This window comes from Photobacterium sp. HL06, from assembly GCF_059552575.1.
The window spans coordinates 3871766-3892431 of sequence record NZ_CM183914.1; the positions used below are offsets into that span (position 1 = coordinate 3871766).

General features: G+C 47.3%; 17 protein-coding genes and 4 tRNA genes. 5 read left to right on the plus strand and 16 right to left on the minus strand.

Annotated features, from left to right (window positions below; translation table 11 throughout):
* Positions 1 to 129: 129 nt before the first annotated feature.
* The gene (gene rsd, locus AC51G0_RS17490; RefSeq protein WP_496302004.1) at positions 130 to 618 is read left to right on the plus strand and encodes a sigma D regulator; all 489 of its coding nucleotides are present in this window, start codon (positions 130 to 132) and stop codon (positions 616 to 618) included.
* Positions 619 to 903: 285 nt separating this feature from the next.
* Here the strand turns inward: rsd and rpoC are convergent, their stop codons facing one another.
* From rpoC to murB, 16 genes are all read right to left on the minus strand, one after another.
* The gene (gene rpoC, locus AC51G0_RS17495) at positions 904 to 5121 is read right to left on the minus strand and encodes a DNA-directed RNA polymerase subunit beta' (protein ID WP_496299986.1); all 4218 of its coding nucleotides are present in this window, start codon (positions 5119 to 5121) and stop codon (positions 904 to 906) included.
* 100 nt (positions 5122 to 5221) lie between these two features.
* On the minus strand, positions 5222 to 9247 hold the full coding sequence (gene rpoB / locus AC51G0_RS17500; RefSeq protein WP_496299987.1) for a DNA-directed RNA polymerase subunit beta: 4026 nt from the start codon (positions 9245 to 9247) through the stop codon (positions 5222 to 5224).
* Between the two features lie 222 nt (positions 9248 to 9469).
* Complete coding sequence (rplL, locus tag AC51G0_RS17505) at positions 9470 to 9835, minus strand: 50S ribosomal protein L7/L12 (protein ID WP_496299988.1); 366 nt, start codon at positions 9833 to 9835, stop codon at positions 9470 to 9472.
* A gap of 60 nt (positions 9836 to 9895) precedes the next feature.
* The gene (rplJ, locus tag AC51G0_RS17510; protein WP_075763490.1) at positions 9896 to 10390 is read right to left on the minus strand and encodes a 50S ribosomal protein L10; all 495 of its coding nucleotides are present in this window, start codon (positions 10388 to 10390) and stop codon (positions 9896 to 9898) included.
* A 249-nt stretch (positions 10391 to 10639) separates the two neighbouring features.
* Positions 10640 to 11344 (minus strand): 50S ribosomal protein L1, encoded by a 705-nt coding sequence (gene rplA / locus AC51G0_RS17515; RefSeq protein ID WP_496299989.1) that lies wholly within the window; start codon positions 11342 to 11344, stop codon positions 10640 to 10642.
* Positions 11345 to 11348: 4 nt separating this feature from the next.
* Positions 11349 to 11777, minus strand: a complete 429-nt coding sequence (gene rplK, locus AC51G0_RS17520; protein WP_428430722.1) for a 50S ribosomal protein L11 — start codon at positions 11775 to 11777, stop codon at positions 11349 to 11351.
* Positions 11778 to 11901: 124 nt separating this feature from the next.
* On the minus strand, positions 11902 to 12447 hold the full coding sequence (nusG, locus tag AC51G0_RS17525) for a transcription termination/antitermination protein NusG (RefSeq protein ID WP_075763487.1): 546 nt from the start codon (positions 12445 to 12447) through the stop codon (positions 11902 to 11904).
* A gap of 11 nt (positions 12448 to 12458) precedes the next feature.
* Positions 12459 to 12836, minus strand: coding sequence for a preprotein translocase subunit SecE (gene secE / locus AC51G0_RS17530; RefSeq protein ID WP_496299990.1), 378 nt, complete (start codon positions 12834 to 12836; stop codon positions 12459 to 12461).
* Between the two features lie 216 nt (positions 12837 to 13052).
* Complete coding sequence (gene tuf / locus AC51G0_RS17535) at positions 13053 to 14237, minus strand: elongation factor Tu (RefSeq protein ID WP_496299991.1); 1185 nt, start codon at positions 14235 to 14237, stop codon at positions 13053 to 13055.
* 104 nt (positions 14238 to 14341) lie between these two features.
* A tRNA-Thr gene (locus tag AC51G0_RS17540) sits at positions 14342 to 14417 on the minus strand.
* Positions 14418 to 14429: 12 nt separating this feature from the next.
* A tRNA-Gly gene (locus AC51G0_RS17545) sits at positions 14430 to 14504 on the minus strand.
* Positions 14505 to 14542: 38 nt separating this feature from the next.
* Positions 14543 to 14627: transfer RNA gene (locus tag AC51G0_RS17550), tRNA-Tyr, on the minus strand.
* An 18-nt stretch (positions 14628 to 14645) separates the two neighbouring features.
* Positions 14646 to 14721, minus strand: a tRNA-Thr gene (locus tag AC51G0_RS17555).
* Positions 14722 to 14816: 95 nt separating this feature from the next.
* Positions 14817 to 15548, minus strand: a complete 732-nt coding sequence (locus tag AC51G0_RS17560) for a type III pantothenate kinase (RefSeq protein ID WP_496299992.1) — start codon at positions 15546 to 15548, stop codon at positions 14817 to 14819.
* Positions 15548 to 16510: a bifunctional biotin--[acetyl-CoA-carboxylase] ligase/biotin operon repressor BirA gene (gene birA / locus AC51G0_RS17565; protein WP_496299993.1), complete on the minus strand. Its 963-nt coding sequence runs from the start codon at positions 16508 to 16510 to the stop codon at positions 15548 to 15550. Before birA ends, AC51G0_RS17560 begins: the two co-directional genes overlap by 1 nt.
* Positions 16507 to 17547: a UDP-N-acetylmuramate dehydrogenase gene (gene murB / locus AC51G0_RS17570; protein ID WP_496299994.1), complete on the minus strand. Its 1041-nt coding sequence runs from the start codon at positions 17545 to 17547 to the stop codon at positions 16507 to 16509. Before murB ends, birA begins: the two co-directional genes overlap by 4 nt.
* Positions 17548 to 17622: 75 nt before the next feature.
* Here murB and AC51G0_RS17575 point away from each other — a divergent pair, with 75 nt between their 5' ends.
* The 4 genes from AC51G0_RS17575 to AC51G0_RS17590 all read left to right on the plus strand — a co-directional run bounded on the left by AC51G0_RS17575 (position 17623) and on the right by AC51G0_RS17590 (position 20551).
* Positions 17623 to 18048 (plus strand): GNAT family N-acetyltransferase, encoded by a 426-nt coding sequence (locus AC51G0_RS17575; protein WP_496299995.1) that lies wholly within the window; start codon positions 17623 to 17625, stop codon positions 18046 to 18048.
* 128 nt (positions 18049 to 18176) lie between these two features.
* Positions 18177 to 19526 carry a CDP-diacylglycerol--serine O-phosphatidyltransferase gene (gene pssA, locus AC51G0_RS17580; protein ID WP_496299996.1) on the plus strand — a complete coding sequence of 450 codons (1350 nt, stop codon included), beginning with the start codon at positions 18177 to 18179 and terminating at the stop codon, positions 19524 to 19526.
* Positions 19527 to 19537: 11 nt separating this feature from the next.
* Positions 19538 to 20167 carry a nicotinamidase gene (locus AC51G0_RS17585; protein ID WP_496299997.1) on the plus strand — a complete coding sequence of 210 codons (630 nt, stop codon included), beginning with the start codon at positions 19538 to 19540 and terminating at the stop codon, positions 20165 to 20167.
* A 264-nt stretch (positions 20168 to 20431) separates the two neighbouring features.
* Positions 20432 to 20551 (plus strand): hypothetical protein, encoded by a 120-nt coding sequence (locus AC51G0_RS17590; RefSeq protein WP_496302006.1) that lies wholly within the window; start codon positions 20432 to 20434, stop codon positions 20549 to 20551.
* Positions 20552 to 20666 lie beyond the last annotated feature (115 nt).

Consider the following 20666-nt stretch of genomic DNA (forward strand, 5'->3'; position numbering starts at 1 on the left):
TTCGGTTTTTACTGGCAATCTAAACTTAATAACGGAATATTGATCCGTAATACAAGGTTCTCTTTTTTAAGAGTTTCACAGGTATCGTAATCAGTACCCCTTGTGTCGGTACTGATCGATCATGAGGGCATGGTCATGTTAAGTAAATTCGAGCAAGTACAAAAACAGTGGGGCGGCACCAGCGATGTCATCGATCACTGGCTGATGTCCCGTCAGCAATTACTGATCGACTATTGCAAGTTAGCGGGGCTCCCCCCCTTTGAACACAAAACACGCCAATTTCCAACCTCTTCACAACTCCAACTTTTCAGCCAACAACTTGTCGATTATATCTCCGAAGGTCACTTCAAAATCTATGACATGGTAATGGAACGCTGGAATGCAACGGGTTATTCACCCACAGAAGATATCTCCCTGCTGTATTCACAGATCACCCAAACGACCGATCCTTTGCTAAATTTTACCGATCGTTATTGTGCCATTGAAGAAGGCGACAATATTCCCGACTTTGATAACGACCTGTCTTCTGTCGGTGAACTCATTGAGCTGAGATTCGCACTGGAAGATAACTTGATCGAACTGATCAGTGAAAGCTTAGCGTGCCCGCCTGGTGCATAGGTGCACCTGACATGCCCGGCGAGACACCTTTATTATCCAGCCTGAACTTAGCATTGTAAGCCCAGGCTGATAGGTACTCACATGACTAACAGGCAGGAGCTCCCAGCTTCTGTTTGTCACGCTGTGCTCAATAGTTGCGCCCTCACCTCTAATAGCACCTTAATCTCCATCATACCGCTTTCTCTCAAGGTATCATTTATAAAAGCCTGATCGCTAGAAAACAAAAAGGCACCCGGTTGGGTGCCTTTTTCATTGCTTAGCTTAAGGGACGAGTCCTAATTAGTATTAGTTGTCGTCGTTCAGGCCAGCATTAAGTAGTGCTGCAAGATCTTGCGATGCCTGCTCTGCATCAACCTGAGGTGCTACTGGCTCAAGCTCGGCATCACGCTCGCGCTGACGTTTCTGGTGATACGCGTAACCGGTACCAGCAGGGATCAGACGACCAACGATTACGTTCTCTTTCAGGCCACGTAGTTCATCACGCTTACCAGAAACCGCAGCTTCTGTTAGTACGCGAGTCGTTTCCTGGAACGATGCCGCTGAGATAAACGATTCTGTTGCCAGAGACGCTTTAGTGATACCCAGTAGATCACGCTCGTATGTAGCAGGTAGCTTACCTTCAGCTTCTAGCTTACGGTTAGCAATTGTTACGCGAGAGTACTCTAGCTGCTCACCCGGTAGGAACTCAGAGTCACCAGAAGAGCTGATAGTTACCTTACGTAGCATCTGACGAATGATAGTCTCAATGTGCTTATCATTAATCTTAACGCCCTGTAGACGGTAAACTTCCTGAACTTCGTTCACGATGTATTCTGCAACTGCGTGTACACCACGTAGACGTAGAATATCGTGTGGAGCCTCTGGACCATCGGCGATAACATCACCTTTCTCGACCTTCTCACCTTCGAATACGTTCAGCTGGCGCCACTTAGGAACCATTTCTTCGTATGCATTGCCTTCAGCAGGTGTGATGATCAGACGACGCTTGCCCTTCGTCTCTTTACCGAACGAAACCATACCCGTGATTTCTGCTAGGATTGCAGGCTCTTTCGGCTTACGTGCTTCGAACAGGTCAGCAACTCGTGGCAGACCACCGGTGATATCTTTCGTACCGCCAGATGCCTGAGGGATACGTGCTAGCGTATCACCGATACCAACCATGGCACCGTCTTCAAGCTGGATGATTGCTTTACCTGGTAGGAAGTACTGAGCTGGCATTTCAGTGCCGGCGATCATTACATCGTTACCGTTTTCATCAACTAGCTTAACCGTTGGACGCATGTCTTTACCTGCACCGGTACGCTCTGCAGCGTCTAGTACAGTGATCATAGACAGACCTGTTAGCTCATCCGTTTGACGAGAAACAGTAACGCCATCAATCAGGTCAACGAACTGAGCACGACCTGCCACTTCAGTGATGATTGGCATTGTGTGCGGGTCCCAGTTAGCGATAACTTCGCCAGCTTTAACTTCCGCAGCATCACCTTTAGTTAGGTGTGAGCCGTATGGCAGTTTGTAGTTCTCTTTGGTACGACCGAACTCATCGATAACGCTCATTTCTGACGCACGAGAAGTAATAACTAGCTTGCCTTCGTTGTTAGTAACAAACTTGGCATTGTGTAGTTTCATCGAACCGTTGTTCTTAACCTGGATGCTGTTTTCTGCAGCTGCTGCAGATGCCGCACCACCGATGTGGAACGTACGCATCGTAAGCTGTGTACCCGGTTCACCGATTGACTGAGCAGCAACAACACCCACTGCCTCACCCTGGTTAACCAAGTGACCGCGAGCAAGGTCACGACCGTAACAGTTCTTACAACAACCGAAGTCATTCTCACAGGTTACAACCGAACGTACTTTCACCTGGTCAACAGAGTTATCTTCCAGGATGTCACACCACTTCTCATCAAGAAGCGTGTTACGTGGAGCAAGAACTTCGTCAGTACCTGGCTTGATAACGTCTTCAGCAACAACACGACCAAGAACACGGTCACCTAGTTGTTCTTTAACATCACCACCTTCAACTAGCGGCATCATCGTGATACCTGCGTGCGTACCACAATCATCAGTTGTGATAACCACGTCCTGCGCAACATCTACCAGACGACGCGTTAGGTAACCGGAGTTAGCTGTCTTAAGTGCGGTATCCGCAAGACCCTTACGAGCACCGTGAGTTGAGATGAAGTACTGTAGTACGTTCAGACCTTCACGGAAGTTCGCGGTGATCGGCGTTTCGATGATTGAGCCATCCGGCTTAGCCATCAGACCACGCATACCCGCTAGCTGACGAATCTGTGCTGCAGAACCACGAGCACCAGAGTCGGCCATCATGTATACGCTGTTGAACGATTTCTGCTGCTCTTCTTCACCGTCACGGTTAATCACAGTGTCGAAAGACAGGTTATCCATCATCGCTTTAGCAACCTGCTCGTTGGCTGTTGCCCAGATATCGATAACTTTGTTGTAACGTTCACCGGCAGTAACAAGACCAGATTGGAACTGTTCCTGGATTTCAGCAACTTCTGCTTCAGCTTCAGCGATCTTAGTGTATTTCGCTTCTGGTACAACCATATCGTCGATACCAACAGAAACACCAGACAGTGCCGCGTAAGCAAAACCTGTGTACATGATCTGGTCAGCAAAGACGACAGTCTCTTTCATGCCCAGTTCACGGTAACAAGTGTTAAGCAGTTTAGAAATTTGCTTTTTACCCAACGCTTCAGTGTTCACCAAGCTGTATGAAAGACCTTTTGGTACGATCGTCCATAGCATTGCACGGCCCACAGTCGTATCAACAAGCTTAGTATCAGCAACTAGGTTGCCTTGCTCGTCATAGCGATGCTCTGTGATGCGCACTTTAACGCGAGCATGAAGCTCTGCGCTCTTAGTACGGTATGCTTTCTCTGCCTCAGCAGGTCCAGCAAGGTACATGCCTTCACCCTTCGCGTTGATTTTCTCACGCGTCATGTAGTAAAGACCCAATACAACATCCTGAGAAGGAACGATGATTGGATCACCAGACGCTGGCGATAGGATGTTGTTGGTAGACATCATCAGTGCACGTGCTTCTAGCTGTGCTTCCAGAGTAAGAGGTACGTGTACCGCCATCTGGTCACCATCGAAGTCGGCGTTATAGGCCGCACACACTAGTGGGTGAAGCTGGATCGCTTTACCTTCGATGAGTACTGGTTCAAATGCCTGAATACCTAGACGGTGCAGTGTTGGTGCACGGTTAAGCATTACTGGGTGTTCGCGAATCACTTCGTCCAGGATATCCCAAACAACAGCTTCTTCACGCTCAACCATCTTCTTAGCTGCTTTGATAGTCGTAGCCAGACCACGAATCTCTAGCTTGCCGTAGATGAATGGCTTAAATAGCTCTAGTGCCATCTTCTTAGGAAGACCACACTGATGCAGACGCAGGTATGGACCTACGGTGATTACAGAACGACCAGAGTAGTCAACACGCTTACCAAGAAGGTTCTGACGGAAACGACCCTGCTTACCTTTGATCATATCAGCCAAAGATTTCAGAGGACGCTTGTTAGAACCCGTGATAGCGCGGCCACGACGACCGTTATCTAGCAATGCATCAACAGACTCCTGAAGCATACGTTTTTCGTTACGTACGATGATATCAGGAGCAGCCAGGTCTAGAAGACGCTTCAGACGGTTGTTACGGTTGATTACGCGGCGGTACAGATCGTTCAGATCTGACGTTGCGAAACGACCACCATCCAGCGGTACCAGCGGACGTAGATCCGGCGGCAGAACTGGCAATACAGACAGGATCATCCACTCTGGGTTGTTACCTGACTGTAGGAATGCTTCTACAAGCTTAAGACGCTTGGTTAGTTTCTTACGCTTGGTTTCAGAGTTAGTTTCTTCTAGCTCTTCGCGCATTAGTTCGATTTCAGCATTCAGGTCCATGTTGGCCAGCAATGCTTTAACCGCTTCTGCACCCATCTTAGCGTCGAACTCGTCGCCCCACTCTTCAAGTGCATCCAGGTACTGCTCTTCAGAAAGCAGCTGGCTACGCTCAAGGTTGGTCATACCTGGTTCGATTACGACATAAGATTCGAAGTAAAGTACACGCTCGATGTCACGTAGCGGCATGTCCATTAACAGACCGATACGGGATGGCAGTGACTTTAGGAACCAGATGTGGGCAACAGGTGAAGCTAGCTCGATATGACCCATACGCTCACGACGTACTTTGGTCTGAGTAACTTCAACACCACATTTTTCACAGATAACACCACGGTGCTTCAGGCGCTTATATTTGCCACAAAGACACTCGTAGTCTTTTACCGGGCCAAAGATACGTGCACAGAAAAGACCGTCACGCTCAGGCTTAAAAGTACGGTAGTTGATGGTTTCTGGCTTTTTAACTTCACCGAAAGACCATGAACGGATCATGTCAGGTGAAGCAAGACCGATTTTGATTGCATCAAATTCTTCAGTCTTGTGTTGTGCTTTCAGAAACTTAAGTAAGTCTTTCACATTCGGCTCCTGTGAGGAGTTGACCCATAAAGGCGCCAGTCTACTGGCGCCTTCATATTTATACCGGAGTAACTAATAAGTATAGGTAACTAGCCTAGGCTTATTCGTCTTCCAGCTCGATGTTGATACCCAACGAGCGGATTTCTTTCAACAATACGTTGAACGATTCCGGCATACCAGGTTCCATACGATGGTCGCCATCGACGATGTTCTTATACATCTTCGTACGGCCGTTAACGTCATCCGACTTAACAGTTAGCATTTCCTGTAGAGTGTAAGCTGCGCCGTATGCTTCCAGCGCCCATACTTCCATCTCACCGAAACGCTGACCACCGAACTGAGCTTTACCACCCAGCGGCTGCTGAGTAACAAGGCTGTAAGAACCGGTAGAACGGGCATGCATCTTGTCATCAACCAAGTGGTTCAGTTTCAGCATGTACATGTAACCAACGGTTACAGGACGCTCAAACATGTCACCGGTGCGACCGTCAAACAGTTTCAGCTGACCAGACTCAGGCAGATCACCTAGCTTCAGCAGTTCTTTAATAGACGCTTCTGGCGCACCATCAAATACTGGAGTTGCAATAGGTAGACCGTTACGTAGGTTTTTAATCAACGTATGCACTTCGTCGTCAGATAGCGCAGCGATATCTACTTCCTGGCGCGTATCGCCCAGATCGTAAACTTTCTGTAGGAAGTTACGGAACTTATGTAACTCCTGCTGCTGCTTCAGCATCTCGTTTAGTTTGTCACCGATACCTTTCGCTGCAAGACCCAAGTGAGTCTCCAGGATCTGACCGATGTTCATACGAGATGGTACACCCAGTGGGTTTAGTACGATATCGACTGTCTGGCCTTTCTCATCGTACGGCATGTCTTCAACAGGGTTGATCTTAGAGATTACACCCTTGTTACCGTGACGACCCGCCATCTTATCACCAGGCTGAATACGACGCTTAACCGCTAGGTATACTTTAACAATCTTAAGTACGCCCGGCGCTAGGTCATCACCCTGTGTGATCTTACGACGCTTGGTTTCAAACTTCTTATCGAACTCAGCTTTCAGTTCATCATACTGCTCTGCAAGCTGTTCCAGCTGGTTTTGCTGTGCTTCGTCATCAAGTGTCTGTGCAAACAGTCTCTCGCGGTCCATTGAAGCAATCTTGTCTTCGCCGTAACCAGCAGAAAGTAGAAGCGTACGAACACGAGCAAGAAGACCACCCTCAAGGATCTGGAATTCTTCCGTGATGTCTTTCTTCGCTTCTTTCAGCTGCATCTCTTCAATTTCAAGCGCACGCTTGTCTTTTTCTACGCCATCGCGGGTAAATACCTGAACGTCGATGATGGTACCAGACACAGAGTTTGGCACACGTAGTGAAGAGTCTTTAACATCAGATGCTTTTTCACCGAAGATAGCACGTAGTAGCTTCTCTTCAGGCGTCAGCTGAGTTTCACCCTTAGGCGTCACTTTACCAACTAGGATGTCGCCACCCTTAACTTCAGCACCAATGTAAACGATACCTGATTCGTCCAGCTTAGAAAGCGCCGCTTCACCCACATTAGGGATATCCGCAGTGATTTCTTCAGCACCCAGCTTAGTATCACGCGCCACACAAGAAAGCTCTTGGATGTGGATAGTTGTCAGGCGATCTTCCTGTACAACACGCTCAGAAACTAGGATGGAATCCTCGAAGTTGTAACCGTTCCAAGGCATGAACGCGATACGCATGTTCTGACCAAGCGCTAGCTCACCAAGGTCGGTTGAAGGACCATCAGCAAGAACATCGCCACGAGCAACAGGTTCACCCGGCATCACAGTAGGACGCTGGTTGATACATGTGTTCTGGTTAGAACGGGTGTACTTAGTCAGGTTATAGATGTCGATACCGGCTTCGCCTGGTACCAGCTCGCTTTCGTTAACTTTGATAACGATACGAGAAGCATCTACTGACTGTACTTGGCCGCCACGCTTAGCTACAGCTGTTACGCCGGAGTCAACCGCTACATTACGTTCGATACCTGTACCAACTAGCGGCTTGTCAGCACGCAGTGTCGGAACAGCCTGACGCTGCATGTTCGCACCCATAAGGGCACGGTTTGCATCATCGTGCTCTAGGAACGGGATCAGGGATGCCGCCACCGATACAACCTGGTTGGTTGCAACGTCCATGTACTGTACATGGTCACGTGGGTGCAGACCTGAGTCACCTTTCTGGCGAGCTGTGATCAGTTCGTCAGCGAAAGAGCCGTCTTCATTAAGCGCGGCATTCGCCTGAGCGATTACATACTGACCTTCTTCGATTGCAGACAGGAATTCAATTTGTTCGGTAACTTTACCATCAACTACTTTACGGTAAGGCGTTTCTAGGAAACCGTAAGGGTTACACTGAGCAAACGCTGAAAGTGAGTTGATTAGACCGATGTTTGGACCTTCCGGCGTTTCGATTGGACATAGACGACCGTAGTGGGTCGCGTGTACATCTCGAACCTCAAAGCCAGCACGCTCACGAGTCAGACCACCTGGACCAAGCGCCGAAATACGACGTTTGTGAGTAACTTCTGACAGTGGGTTGTTCTGGTCCATAAACTGAGACAGCTGAGAAGAGCCAAAGAACTCTTTCACTGCCGCAGAAATTGGTTTCGCATTAATTAGGTCTTGAGGCATGATTGCATCAAGGTCGCCTAGGCTTAGACGCTCTTTAACAGCACGCTCAACACGAACTAGACCAACACGGAACTGGTTTTCAGCCATTTCGCCAACTGAACGGATACGACGGTTACCAAGGTGGTCGATATCATCAACTTCACCACGGCCGTTACGGATCTCAATCAGTTTCTTCATCACTTCGATAATATCGCTGTGATCAAGGATGCCTGGGCCAGTTGTCTCATCACGAAGAAGAGAACTGTTGAACTTCATACGACCAACAGCAGATAGATCGTAACGATCTTCTGAGAAGAACAGGCTTTCAAATAGCTGCTCTGCTGCTTCACGTGTTGGCGGCTCACCAGGACGCATCATGCGGTAGATTTCAACTAGCGCACTTAGGCGGTCAGTCGTGCTGTCGACACGGATAGTGTCAGACATGTACGGACCGTAATCCAGGTCATTGGTGAACAGAACTTCTAGCGACTTGTGACCAGCTTGTGAAAGCAGGGCCAGTGTCTCTAGGCTTAGTTCTTGGTTAGCTGCTGCAATTAGCTCGCCGGTTTCCTCGTTCACGTAATCACGTGATGCGATTTTACCCACGATGTATTCAACAGGCACTTCAATATGGTCAACACCGTCTTTGCCTAGCTGGCGAATATGACGGGCTGTGATACGGCGGCCTTGTTCTACATATAGCTTACCGTTCGCTTCGATGTTGAAGCTTGCAGTCTCGCCACGTAGACGGTCAGGCACAAGTTCCATAACCAGAGACTTACCTTGAACTTCGAAGTTTACTTTCTCGAAGAACATGTCAAGGATTTGCTCGGTTGTGTAACCTAGCGCACGTAGAATAATTGAAGCTGGAAGCTTACGACGACGGTCGATACGTACGAATACGTTATCCTTAGGATCAAATTCGAAATCCAACCATGAACCACGGTATGGGATTACGCGTGCATTATATAGCACTTTACCTGAGGAGTGGGTTTTACCCTTATCGCTGTCGAAGAAGACACCCGGGCTACGGTGCAGCTGGGATACGATAACCCTCTCGGTACCGTTAATAACGAATGTACCGTTATCAGTCATGAGCGGAATCTCGCCCATGTAAACTTCTTGTTCTTTGATGTCTTTTACGGTGCCAGCTGGCGCATCTTTGTCATACATGACAAGACGTAGCTTCACACGCAACGGTGCTGAATATGTTACGCCACGAATCTGACATTCTTTAACATCGAAGACCGGCTCACCGAGACGATAGCTAACGTATTGCAGCTCGGAATTGCCGTTATAGCTCTGAATTGGAAAAACAGAACGAAAGGCAGCTTCTAGACCGTAGTGCCCTTCCGGATCCTGCTCGATGAACTTTTTAAAAGACTCAAGCTGGATCGACAGCAAGTATGGTATGTCCAACACTTGTGGACGCTTACCAAAATCCTTACGGATACGCTTTTTCTCGGTATAAGAGTAAACCATAGGTTCCTCAGATCGCTGATAAGTGATCCAAACTGCTCAAAACGAGGAGCAGTGACTAATAACACTGTTTATTGTAGGAACAGCTCTAAAGAACAAGCTGTTTTTTGCACAGTTAGTGGTTGCAAAACAATGTGAAAAACACCACTACCCTACAGCGCAAAAAGGCCGGTGGCAATTAGCCACCAGCCATTAGCCTTTGCAGGCTAAGAAATTAAGTAATAATTACTTAATTTCAACAGAAGCACCAACTTCTTCTAGCTGAGCTTTAAGAGCTTCAGCTTCAGCTTTGTCAACACCTTCTTTTAGAGGTGCTGGAGCGCCGTCTACAAGGCCTTTAGCTTCTTTAAGACCTAGGCCAGTTGCGCCACGTACTGCTTTGATAACCTGAACTTTCTGAGAACCAGCAGCAGTTAGGATTACGTCAAATTCAGTTTGCTCTTCAGCTGCTTCTGCAGCTGCGCCGCCTGCTACTACTGCAGCTGCAGCAGAAACACCGAATTTTTCTTCCATAGCTTCGATAAGCTCAACAACTTGCATTACAGACATTTCTGCAACTGCGTCTAGGATTTGCTCGTTAGTGATAGACATAACAATTCTCTTTGAAATCAACAATTAGTTTAAATAGCAACCAGTGAAAAATCAGGGCAATTAAGCCGCGGCTTCTTCTTTCTGATCGCGTAGAGCTGCGATAGTACGTACCAGCTTGCCAGCTGAAGCTTCTTTCATGCACATCATTAGGCGTGCAATCGCTTCGTCGTAAGTTGGTAGTGTCGCAAGAATTTCTGCGTCAGCAACAGCGCCTTCGAATGCGGCTGCTTTGATCTCGAAATCTTTGTTCTCTTTAGCGAAGTCTTTGAAAAGACGCGCTGCAGCACCTGGGTGCTCGTTAGAGAAACCGATCAGTGTAGGACCAACGAAAGTGTCTTGTAGACACTCGAAGTCAGTACCTTCAACTGCACGGCGTGCTAGTGTGTTACGAACAACTTTCAGGTAAACGCCGTTTTCACGAGCTTGTTTACGTAGAGAAGTCATCGCATCAACTGCAACGCCACGAGAGTCAGCAACAACTGCAGACAGGGCACCATTGGCAGCTTCGTTGACTTCAGCAACAATTGCTTTTTTGTCTTGAAGATTTAATGCCATTGGAATAGCTCCTGGATTTAGCTGGGTCACCCCAGTCATTACACCACTCACTGCCAGTATGACAGGAGAGTATTTACGGCGCAGATCCAAGAAAGACTTACATCAATCATGTTCTGGCACCGTCTACGTAGGTATAATTAAGTTCCTAAGAACGCCTACGGTCTTGGACGAAGGCTAATTAACAAGCAATTAGCCTCAGCCATGAATTTGTGAACGCCAAATTATACACGAACTTGGCGTTACTGCAAATTATTGTGCGTTAGTTTCCAGAGTATTCTGGTCTAGCGCTACACCTGCACCCATAGTGGTAGAGATGCTTACTTTCTTGATGAAAGTACCTTTAGCAGAAGAAGGCTTAGCTTTCTTCAGAGCAACTAGAAGTGCTTCTAGGTTCTCTTTAAGGTTTGCTGCGTCAAAATCCACTTTACCGATAGTAGTGTGGATGATGCCGTTCTTGTCGTTACGGTAACGAACCTGACCCGCTTTAGCATTTTTAACTGCTTCAGCAACGTTAGGAGTTACAGTACCAACTTTAGGGTTTGGCATTAGACCGCGTGGACCAAGAATAGTACCAAGCTGGCCTACAACGCGCATTGCATCTGGAGATGCGATAACAACGTCAAAGTCCATCACGCCTTTCTTAACTTGATCAGCAAGTTCTTCCATACCCACTAGATCAGCACCAGCTTCTTTAGCAGCTTCTGCGTTAGCACCTTGAGTGAACACAGCAACACGGATATCACGACCAGTACCGTGTGGTAGCACAGTTGCGCCACGTACGTTTTGGTCTGATTTACGTGCATCGATACCAAGGTTAACAGCAACGTCAACACTTTCAGTAAATTTAGCAGTAGCTAGTTCTTTAAGAAGAGCAACAGCTTCGTTGATGTCGTATTCTTTAGTGACGTCAACTTTGTCACGGATAACGCGCATGCGCTTAGTCAGTTTTGCCATTGTCTTAACCCTCTACCACTAGGCCCATTGAACGAGCAGTACCAGCAATCGAACGCTTCATAGCTTCGATGTCAGCACCAGTCATGTCAGCCGCTTTAGTTTCAGCGATTTCCTGAACTTGAGCGTCAGTAATAGTACCAACTTTCTCAGTGTTAGGACGGCCAGAACCAGACTTAACGCCTGCTGCTTTCTTCAGAAGAACTGCTGCAGGTGGAGTCTTAGTGATGAACGTGAAAGAACGGTCATTGTATACTGTGATAACAACTGGAGTCGGTAGACCTTTCTCGATTGAGTCAGTCTTAGCGTTGAACGCTTTACAGAATTCCATGATGTTTACACCGTGCTGACCAAGAGCTGGACCAACTGGTGGACTTGGGTTTGCTGCACCAGCTGCAACCTGCAGCTTGATGTACGCTTCTACTTTTTTAGCCATTGCTATATACCTAAATTTGGGTTCGAACGTCTATTTGCGAGAAATAGACTCCCCGTCTAACGAAAGGGCGCGAAATTATAGTCCAATTTCACGCCCCTGACAATAAAAGCTGATTAATTATTGATCAGCTCTTTTCAACCTGACCGAATTCCAGCTCAACCGGTGTTGCACGACCGAAGATAGATACGGAAACCTTCACGCGGCTCTTATCGTAATCCACTTCTTCAACCACACCGTTAAAGTCTGCAAACGGACCATCTGTAACACGGACGACTTCACCCGGCTCAAACACAGTTTTGTGAACTGGTGATTCACTTGCCTGCTGAAGACGGTTAAGAATGGCATCCGCCTCTTTATCAGAGATAGGAGCTGGACGGTCTGATGTACCGCCGATGAACCCCATTACACGAGGGATACTACGTACCAGATGCCATGTCTCGTCGTTCATCACCATCTGTACAAGCACATAGCCAGGGAAGAACTTACGTTCACTCTTACGGCGCTGGCCGGCACGCATCTCAACCACTTCCTCGGTCGGTACAAGTACCTCATCAAAGTAGTCTTCCATGCTATGCATTTTGATATGCTCACGTAGTGATTGTGCTACACGACCTTCAAAACCTGAAAAGGCCTGTACTACATACCATCGTTTTTTTGGAGCTTCGCTCATGAACTCTTACCTCACACACCGGTAACTAGGCGGACTAGACGGACCATGATGCCGTCGATGCCCCACAAGGCTAACGCCATAATGACAGTGACAGCTAAAACGATAAAGGTTGTCTGCGTAGCTTCCTGACGAGTAGGCCATACTACCTTGCGGACTTCCATGCGCGATTCACGGGCAAACGTAATCGCGGTTTTACCTTTTGCTGTTAGTGCAGCAATACCACCAGCTGAAGCCACAAGGACTACAACTGCAGCAGCACGCAACACTACAGAAACATCACTGTACAGGTAATTACCAACCACAGCGGCAGCAAGCAAAGCAAATACAGCGACCCATTTTAGGCCATCCATACTGCTAGAGCTGCTCTGGTTTTCGGCATTCGCTTTCATACAACCAACCTGTAACTAGTCTCAATATAGACGAAAATAACCCCGCAAGTGCGAGGCCATAAATGAAGGAAAGCGCTAAGGCCTTAATTACATCGAAAAAACTTCATCTCAATGATCTTTAATTCTACGCTTTTGACCAAAAAACAACCTGGTCAAAATTCAAACGCAGAAAAAGGGCATCAAATGATGCCCTTTTTGGTACCGTGTCGTCAAATATTATTCAACGATTGTTGCAACAACACCAGCACCAACTGTACGGCCACCTTCACGGATGGCGAAGCGTAGGCCTTCGTCCATTGCGATTGGGCAGATTAGTGTAACAGTCATAGAGATGTTATCACCAGGCATTACCATTTCAACGCCTTCTGGTAGCTCGATAGTACCAGTTACGTCAGTTGTACGGAAGTAGAACTGTGGACGGTAACCTTTGAAGAAAGGAGTGTGACGACCGCCTTCATCTTTAGAAAGAACATAGATTTCTGAAGTGAAAGTAGTGTGTGGAGTGATTGAACCTGGCTTAGCAAGAACCTGACCACGCTCAACTTCGTCACGCTTAGTACCACGTAGAAGAACACCAACGTTCTCACCAGCACGGCCTTCGTCAAGAAGCTTACGGAACATCTCAACACCAGTACAAGTAGTAGTAGTAGTGTCTTTGATACCTACGATAGCAACTTCGTCACCTACAGTGATGATACCTTGCTCAACACGACCAGTTACAACAGTACCACGGCCCTGGATTGAGAATACATCTTCGATAGGAAGGATGAATGGTAGATCGATTGCACGCTCTGGCTCTGGGATGTAGTTATCTAGAGCTTCAGCTAGTTCAACAATCTTGTCTTCCCACTCTTTCTCGCCGTTTAGAGCGCCTAGAGCAGAACCCATGATTACTGGGCAGTCATCACCTGGGAATTCGTACTCAGAAAGAAGTTCACGAACTTCCATTTCTACTAGTTCTAGTAGCTCTTCATCATCAACCATGTCACATTTGTTCATGAATACGATGATGTAAGGGATACCAACCTGGCGACCAAGAAGGATGTGCTCACGCGTCTGTGGCATAGGGCCATCAGTTGCAGCAACAACTAGGATACCACCATCCATCTGCGCAGCACCAGTGATCATGTTTTTAACGTAATCGGCGTGTCCTGGGCAGTCAACGTGCGCGTAGTGACGAGTTGGAGTATCGTACTCTACGTGAGAAGTAGAGATTGTGATACCACGCTCGCGCTCTTCTGGAGCGTTATCGATAGATGCAAAATCTTTAGCTTCACCACCGTATACTTTTGAAAGTACGGTACAGATAGCAGCAGTTAGAGTTGTTTTACCGTGGTCAACGTGGCCGATAGTACCAACGTTAACGTGCGGTTTGACGCGTTCAAATTTTTCTTTAGACATGGGTAGTCCCTCTAGGCACGGCATTTGGTGGCATTACGACCACACAACCAATCATGGGTTTGTAGAGTATATATCAAAAGGACTGAAGTGACTTGGAGAGAGAGTGGTGCTGATAGGCAGATTTGAACTGCCGACCTCACCCTTACCAAGGGTGCGCTCTACCGACTGAGCTATATCAGCACACAAGAAGTGTGGAGCGGGCAGCGGGAATCGAACCCGCATCATCAGCTTGGAAGGCTGAGGTAATAGCCATTATACGATGCCCGCAAACTCGTAACTCGTAGAGCTATTCAATCATTTGAAAATGGTGGAGGGGGAAGGATTCGAACCTTCGAAGGCGGAGCCGTCAGATTTACAGTCTGATCCCTTTGGCCACTCGGGAACCCCTCCAGGGGTATTACAAAAAACTGGTGCCGACTACCGGAATCGAACTGGTGACCTACTGATTACAAGTCAGTTGCTCTACCTACTGAGCTAAGTCGGCTTAAGTGCTGCGCATTCTAGAGAATGATCTCAGCCCTTGCAATACTTTTATGATGTTTTTTTTAGTTTTCCTTCCAAGCGTTGTTAATTTGACCGCTAACGACATTTTGCATACAAAGCAAGACCTTCCAGCACCAGCTCTGAACGATGACGGTAATGTTTTGCCCAAGAGACGGGAAGATGGCGAACGCCACCACCACACAGGATCACTACCGGCTCTGCCTTCAGCTTTTCTCGTGCCTGGCCCAAGCCATATTCAATCAGCCCCAGCAATGCTGCCCGACAGCCATTTTTCAGCCCGTCAGCGGTATTATCGGCAAAAGTGATCGTTTCACTGTGGTCCCGATCCGAGAAGACCTTGGTGGTATTTTCCAGTACCGACTTCATCATTAACTGATAGCCTGGTGCAATCCAGCCACCGAGATGCTTACCATCTTCAGACAGCACATCAAAGGTCAGGGCCGTGCCTATGTCGACAATGACTGTGGGCTTTTTAAATTCCTGATGGATTGCCACCAACGTTAGCCAGCGATCGACACCTAGATATTGATATTCTGAGTAGGCATTTTTCACCCCGAAATCTTTTCTCAGGGTTTTTACCTGCATGACCGGAATGTTTGCCAACTGGGAAATACGCTGGATAGAGTTATCCACCTCCACCGGACCAACACTGGCAAAGACAATTCTGTTGATTCCTTTCTCTAACAGAGGCTCCAATACCATTTCCAGCTTGCGGCTCGGATAGCGCCCCAATAATTCAAAGGTGCCATTGTCAAACAATTGGGCAACCTTGACATAGGTGTTACCCGCTTCAATTAATAATTGCATTAACAACCTCTAAGGCTGATTTCACCACCGATATAAGGAGTAAGGCCTTGCTCGGTTTCCAGTAATAACGCCCCCTGATTATTGATCCCGCGGGCTATTCCTTCGACCACACGCTTACCAATCAATATTTTCACAGGGCGATCCAAAAAGTTATCAAGTCGATTCCAACGCTCAATAAAACCGTCAAGACCCACCAGCTCATAATGCTCAAGGGTCTCGTGCAAGCGTTGAATCAATGTTGCTGCCAATTGGTTCCGTTCTGGTAGGCTACCACAGGCCTGTGCCAAATTAGTCCAAGCCTGGTCAATTTCAGTACCTTCCTGATCTGTCATAGCAACATTTAATCCCATTCCTATAACCAAGTGGGCAGCTTCTCCCGCCTGGCCGGTCATCTCGATGAGGATACCGGCGAGTTTCTTATCTTGGTAATACAGGTCATTGGGCCATTTTACTTTGATATCATCAGCCCCTAGTGACTGCAGAGCCTCAGCAATAGCAACACCCACAACAAGACTCAATCCCATTGCGGCCGCCATTCCGGCATCAAGACGCCAATACATAGATAGGTACAGGTTACTGCCAAACGGTGACAACCATTGCCTACCCCGCCGTCCTCGGCCTGCTTCTTGATACTCAGCCAGACAGACTGCGCCTTGAGGTAACTGTCCAACCCGGTCCAGCAGAAACTGGTTGGTTGAATCTATAACCGGAATGAGATCTAAGTTCGGGCACTTTACCTGAGCTGAAATTTTATCGCAATCAAGCAGTTCCAATTTTGACGCTAGACTATACCCTTTACCCTGCACCCTGTAGATATCTAACCCCCAGCTTCGTAAGACTTTGATATGCTTACTTATCGCAGCTCGGGAAATACCAAGTGACTCCCCCAGGGCCTCACCAGAGTGAAATCGACCATCAGATAACATAGCCACTAAAGCTAAGCGTGTGGAATGTTCTTTCATGGCATCATCTCCGCCAGTTTTGTCTCCTGGTGAGCAGCCATGAAGCGCACTTCATGCTCTAGGGTGACATCAAACGTATTTTTTACCGTACATACAATATCGTTCGCCAGTTCAAGTACATCCCTGGCGGTAGCCTGATCCTGGTTCACCAGCACCAGCGCTTGCTGTTCATGCACTTTCGCCCCGCCCACTTGGTAACCCTTCAGGCCACATTGGTCGATCAACCAACCCGCTGCAAGCTTAAATTCGCCATTCGCCATCTCATAACTTGGCATGTTCGGGTACACCACCAGTAACTGCTCTCGCTTAGTACTATCGACTACCGGGTTTTTGAAAAAACTGCCCGCATTACCCAAAACAGCCGGGTCAGGCAGCTTCATCTGGCGAATACGGCATACCTCGTCAAATATTGCTTTTGCTGTGACTGTCGCTGAGTCAAACTGCACCAGTGGGCCATAGCTGATCTTAGGACGCCATACTTTAGGCAATTCCAAACCGACGGCAACAATGGCATGGGTATTTTTCAACGTGTGTTTGAAAATTGAATCACGGTAGCCAAATTGACAATCAGGCACCAATAGACGGGAAGGCTTACCGGTATCTAGCTCGATCACATCAACATACTGGCAGAGATCTTTGAGCTCGACCCCATAAGCACCAATATTTTGGATTGGCGATGACCCCACGCAGCCAGGGATCAAAGCAAGATTTTCCAAACCGGGCATATTGTTTTCAATGGTCGAGCATACCAACTTATGCCAATCTTCACCGGCACCCACATGCAGCTGGTAACTATCAGTCGTTTCTATAACTTCGATGCCGGAAATACGATTCAGTACAATCACACCAGCGTAGTCTTCACAAAACAGCAAATTGCTGCCCTGACCAACAACCAGCTTAGGCAAAGCCCGGTATTGCTCATCCTGCCAAATTGTAACCAGATCCTGTGCAGACTCAGCAACAACAATATGATCAGCCGCTACCTCGATACCGAAGGTGTGAAAAGGTGACAGTGACCTTTCTTGCAAAACTTTCATGCTAATATCGAACCATACCTTTTATACTATTGGCCGCATTTTAACTGATTCATCCTAACTACGCAGTGTTTTCCCATGAGCAAGCTTAGATTCCATCCGTTAGAACCTCTTCGTTTTCCTTTGATCAACCGCTTCTATAAATCCCATTACCCGGCAGGCAAAGCCAAAAAAGATGAAATCATCTGGGTTGGTGAACATACCAGCGGTATCATCTGTTGTGTCAGATTCAAGCAATTTGATCACTATCAATTACTTACCGGTATGCTGGTACATCCAGAGCAGCGAGGAACTGGCATCGCCAAATTACTTCTGACAGCTACCCAAGAGCAATTGACCCGTTCACCCTGCTTTTGTTTCGCATTTAGCCACCTGGAAAAGTTATACCAGGATGCTGGGTTTGTTGTTATGCCCGAGGGTGAATTACCCGAACCGCTAGCAAGTCGGATCCAGCGCTACCGACAAAGCGGAAAAGACTTGATTGCGATGCGGTATCAACGCTAATTTACAGTTATTCAGTCTATCCGTGACTCAAGCCAATAATGGAATTGATAGAATTGGGGAGTTTTCTGGTATAATTCCCCTCTTAATTAACAGATTTATCTTAAATAGGTCGCGTAAACGAGGCGATAATGGATTCAGCTATTGCTAACAGGCAACGCATTGAGCAATTGCCGTGTATTGCACACAAGCCGGAAGATTTAGAGACACTTCTAGATGCAGGATCTTTCCGCGAACGTCTTCACCAGGAAATAACCCAAGCCAAGCAGCGCGTATATCTTGTCGCACTCTATCTACAAGATGATGAGGCTGGGCGAGGAATTCTGACTGCGCTTTATGAAGCAAAGCAGGCAAACCCTGATTTGGATATTAAGGTTCTGGTTGATTGGCATCGTGCCCAGCGAGGGCTTATTGGTGCAGCAAAATCAGATGGTAATGCCGCGCTATACCGTGAGTTTGCAGAAAACTATGAACATCAGATCGATGTATTAGGTGTCCCTGTACGTAACCGGGAAGTATTCGGCGTCCTCCATCTAAAAGGCTTTGTGATCGATGATAAGGTTATCTATAGCGGTGCCAGCCTGAATGATGTGTATCTTGCACAACATCAACGTTATCGTTATGACCGCTATCACGTTATACAAAACGCCCACCTTGCCGACAGTATGGCTAAGCTGATTATTGAAACATTAGCTGATAGTGATGCCGTTAATTGCTTAAGTCAGGCTATTCGTCCTGAGACCAAAGCATTGAAGGGGGCTATCAAGAACCTGCGCAACCAATTGCAAAGGGCAAGTTATTCTTTCGATCCGGAATCTATCGGTAACGATCAGGTAGGCCTAACACCGCTTATTGGCCTAGGGAAACGAAAGAATAAGCTGAATCAGCATATCTGTACCTTGATTGCGAGTGCTCAGAAAGAGCTGACAATCTGTACACCTTACTTCAACTTTCCACGACTTATTAGCCGTGAAGTTAAGCGTGCCATCCGACGCGGCGTAAAGGTAACCATTGTTGTTGGCGATAAAACAGCAAATGACTTTTATATTCCGCCAAGTGAACCGTTTAAAACGATTGCTGGCCTACCTTATCTATATGAAGTTAACCTGCGTAATTTCGCCAAGCAAAATGAAGCGGCTATTGCCCGGCGCCAGTTAGCAGTCCACCTTTGGAAGCATAACGACAACAGCTTCCACCTTAAAGGGATCTGGGTCGACCGTAGCTATATGCTGATCACCGGTAATAACCTCAACCCAAGAGCCTGGAAACTCGATCTTGAAAATGCCATCTTGGTGCATGATAAGAACCAGCTACTGGCAGAGCAGAAGCAGCAAGAACTCGACTGTATTTTAAGCCATACTCAGCTTGTAGGTAGTTATAAGTTTATCGAAAAAGTCGAGACTTACCCTGCCCAAGTGAGAAAACTGATTAAGCGCATCCGCCGAATTAAAGCCGATCATATCCTTAACCAGATCCTTTAAGGAAGAAGTGCATGACTATCGCCGCTATTGATGTTGATCCACAACGTACGTTCAGCCCACTGTGCCCAGAGGAGCTCCCTGTACCAGAAGGGGATCAAATTGCCTCAGCCCTCAATGCACAGGCTGAAGTAGCGGATCTACGGGTGCTAACCAAAGATGCACACCCGGCTACAGCTGTCTGGGTTGTCGATAGTCATGACAAAATGCTTCAACCACTGCCACATCCAAATGCAGACTTAACCTGGGTCGCTCATGCTGTCCCAGGTACTCCTGGTTTTAAAACGATCCCAGGCCTGCCTGCTGTGACCGATTATGATCATGTAATTTGGAAAGGGATCGAGCCGGATCTTCATCCCTATGGTGCCTGCTATCATGATCTAGAAGAAAGGCTCAGTACCGGGTTAATTGAGTGGCTTGAAAGCCAGAAGGTTGCAACCATTATTATCGGAGGCCTGGCAATAGACTACTGCGTTAAAACAACAGCCTTACAGCTGCAAAAAACCGGAAAGTTTAAAGTCATTGTTAACCTTTCCGCCTGCCGTGGAATTGCAGCAGAAACGACAGCCTCAAGCTGTGACGAGATGAGCAAAGCAGGTATTCTTCTCGCTCAAGATATAGAAGAAGTTAAGCAACTAACCTAATACCTAAACCTCCCCTGGAAGATTTATTCTGCTTGCGAGCCACCGGCAACTACGATTTACCAAAATCATGCCACTATCTCTCCCTTTAGTGCTTCTAATAAGCACAAGACAACTGTTTGAATATGCCTATCTCTTTGGAGCCGTTTGCCCTAGTCGTGGAGTTGGCGAAGCTCTCGTTGTTCCTTGGATAAACAAAGAAGTGATGAAGTTGCACCTACAACAAATATCAAATCCAAAGAAAAAGGAAGAAATGCAGTTGTGCTCATGGATGGTGCAGGTTGGCATACAGAAAATCTGAACGATGGACTAAGGAATGTCAGTATCAAACTTCCTCCCTATTCACCAGAGCTGCCCCTAATTGAACAGGCATGGAGTTGGCTATGACAGCATTGCCTATCCAACACCTCATTTGACAACGATGAAGACATTGTCGATAAAGTTTGCACAACATGGAATACGTTTACGGAAAGCGCCAACAGACTATCAACAATGTGCGATC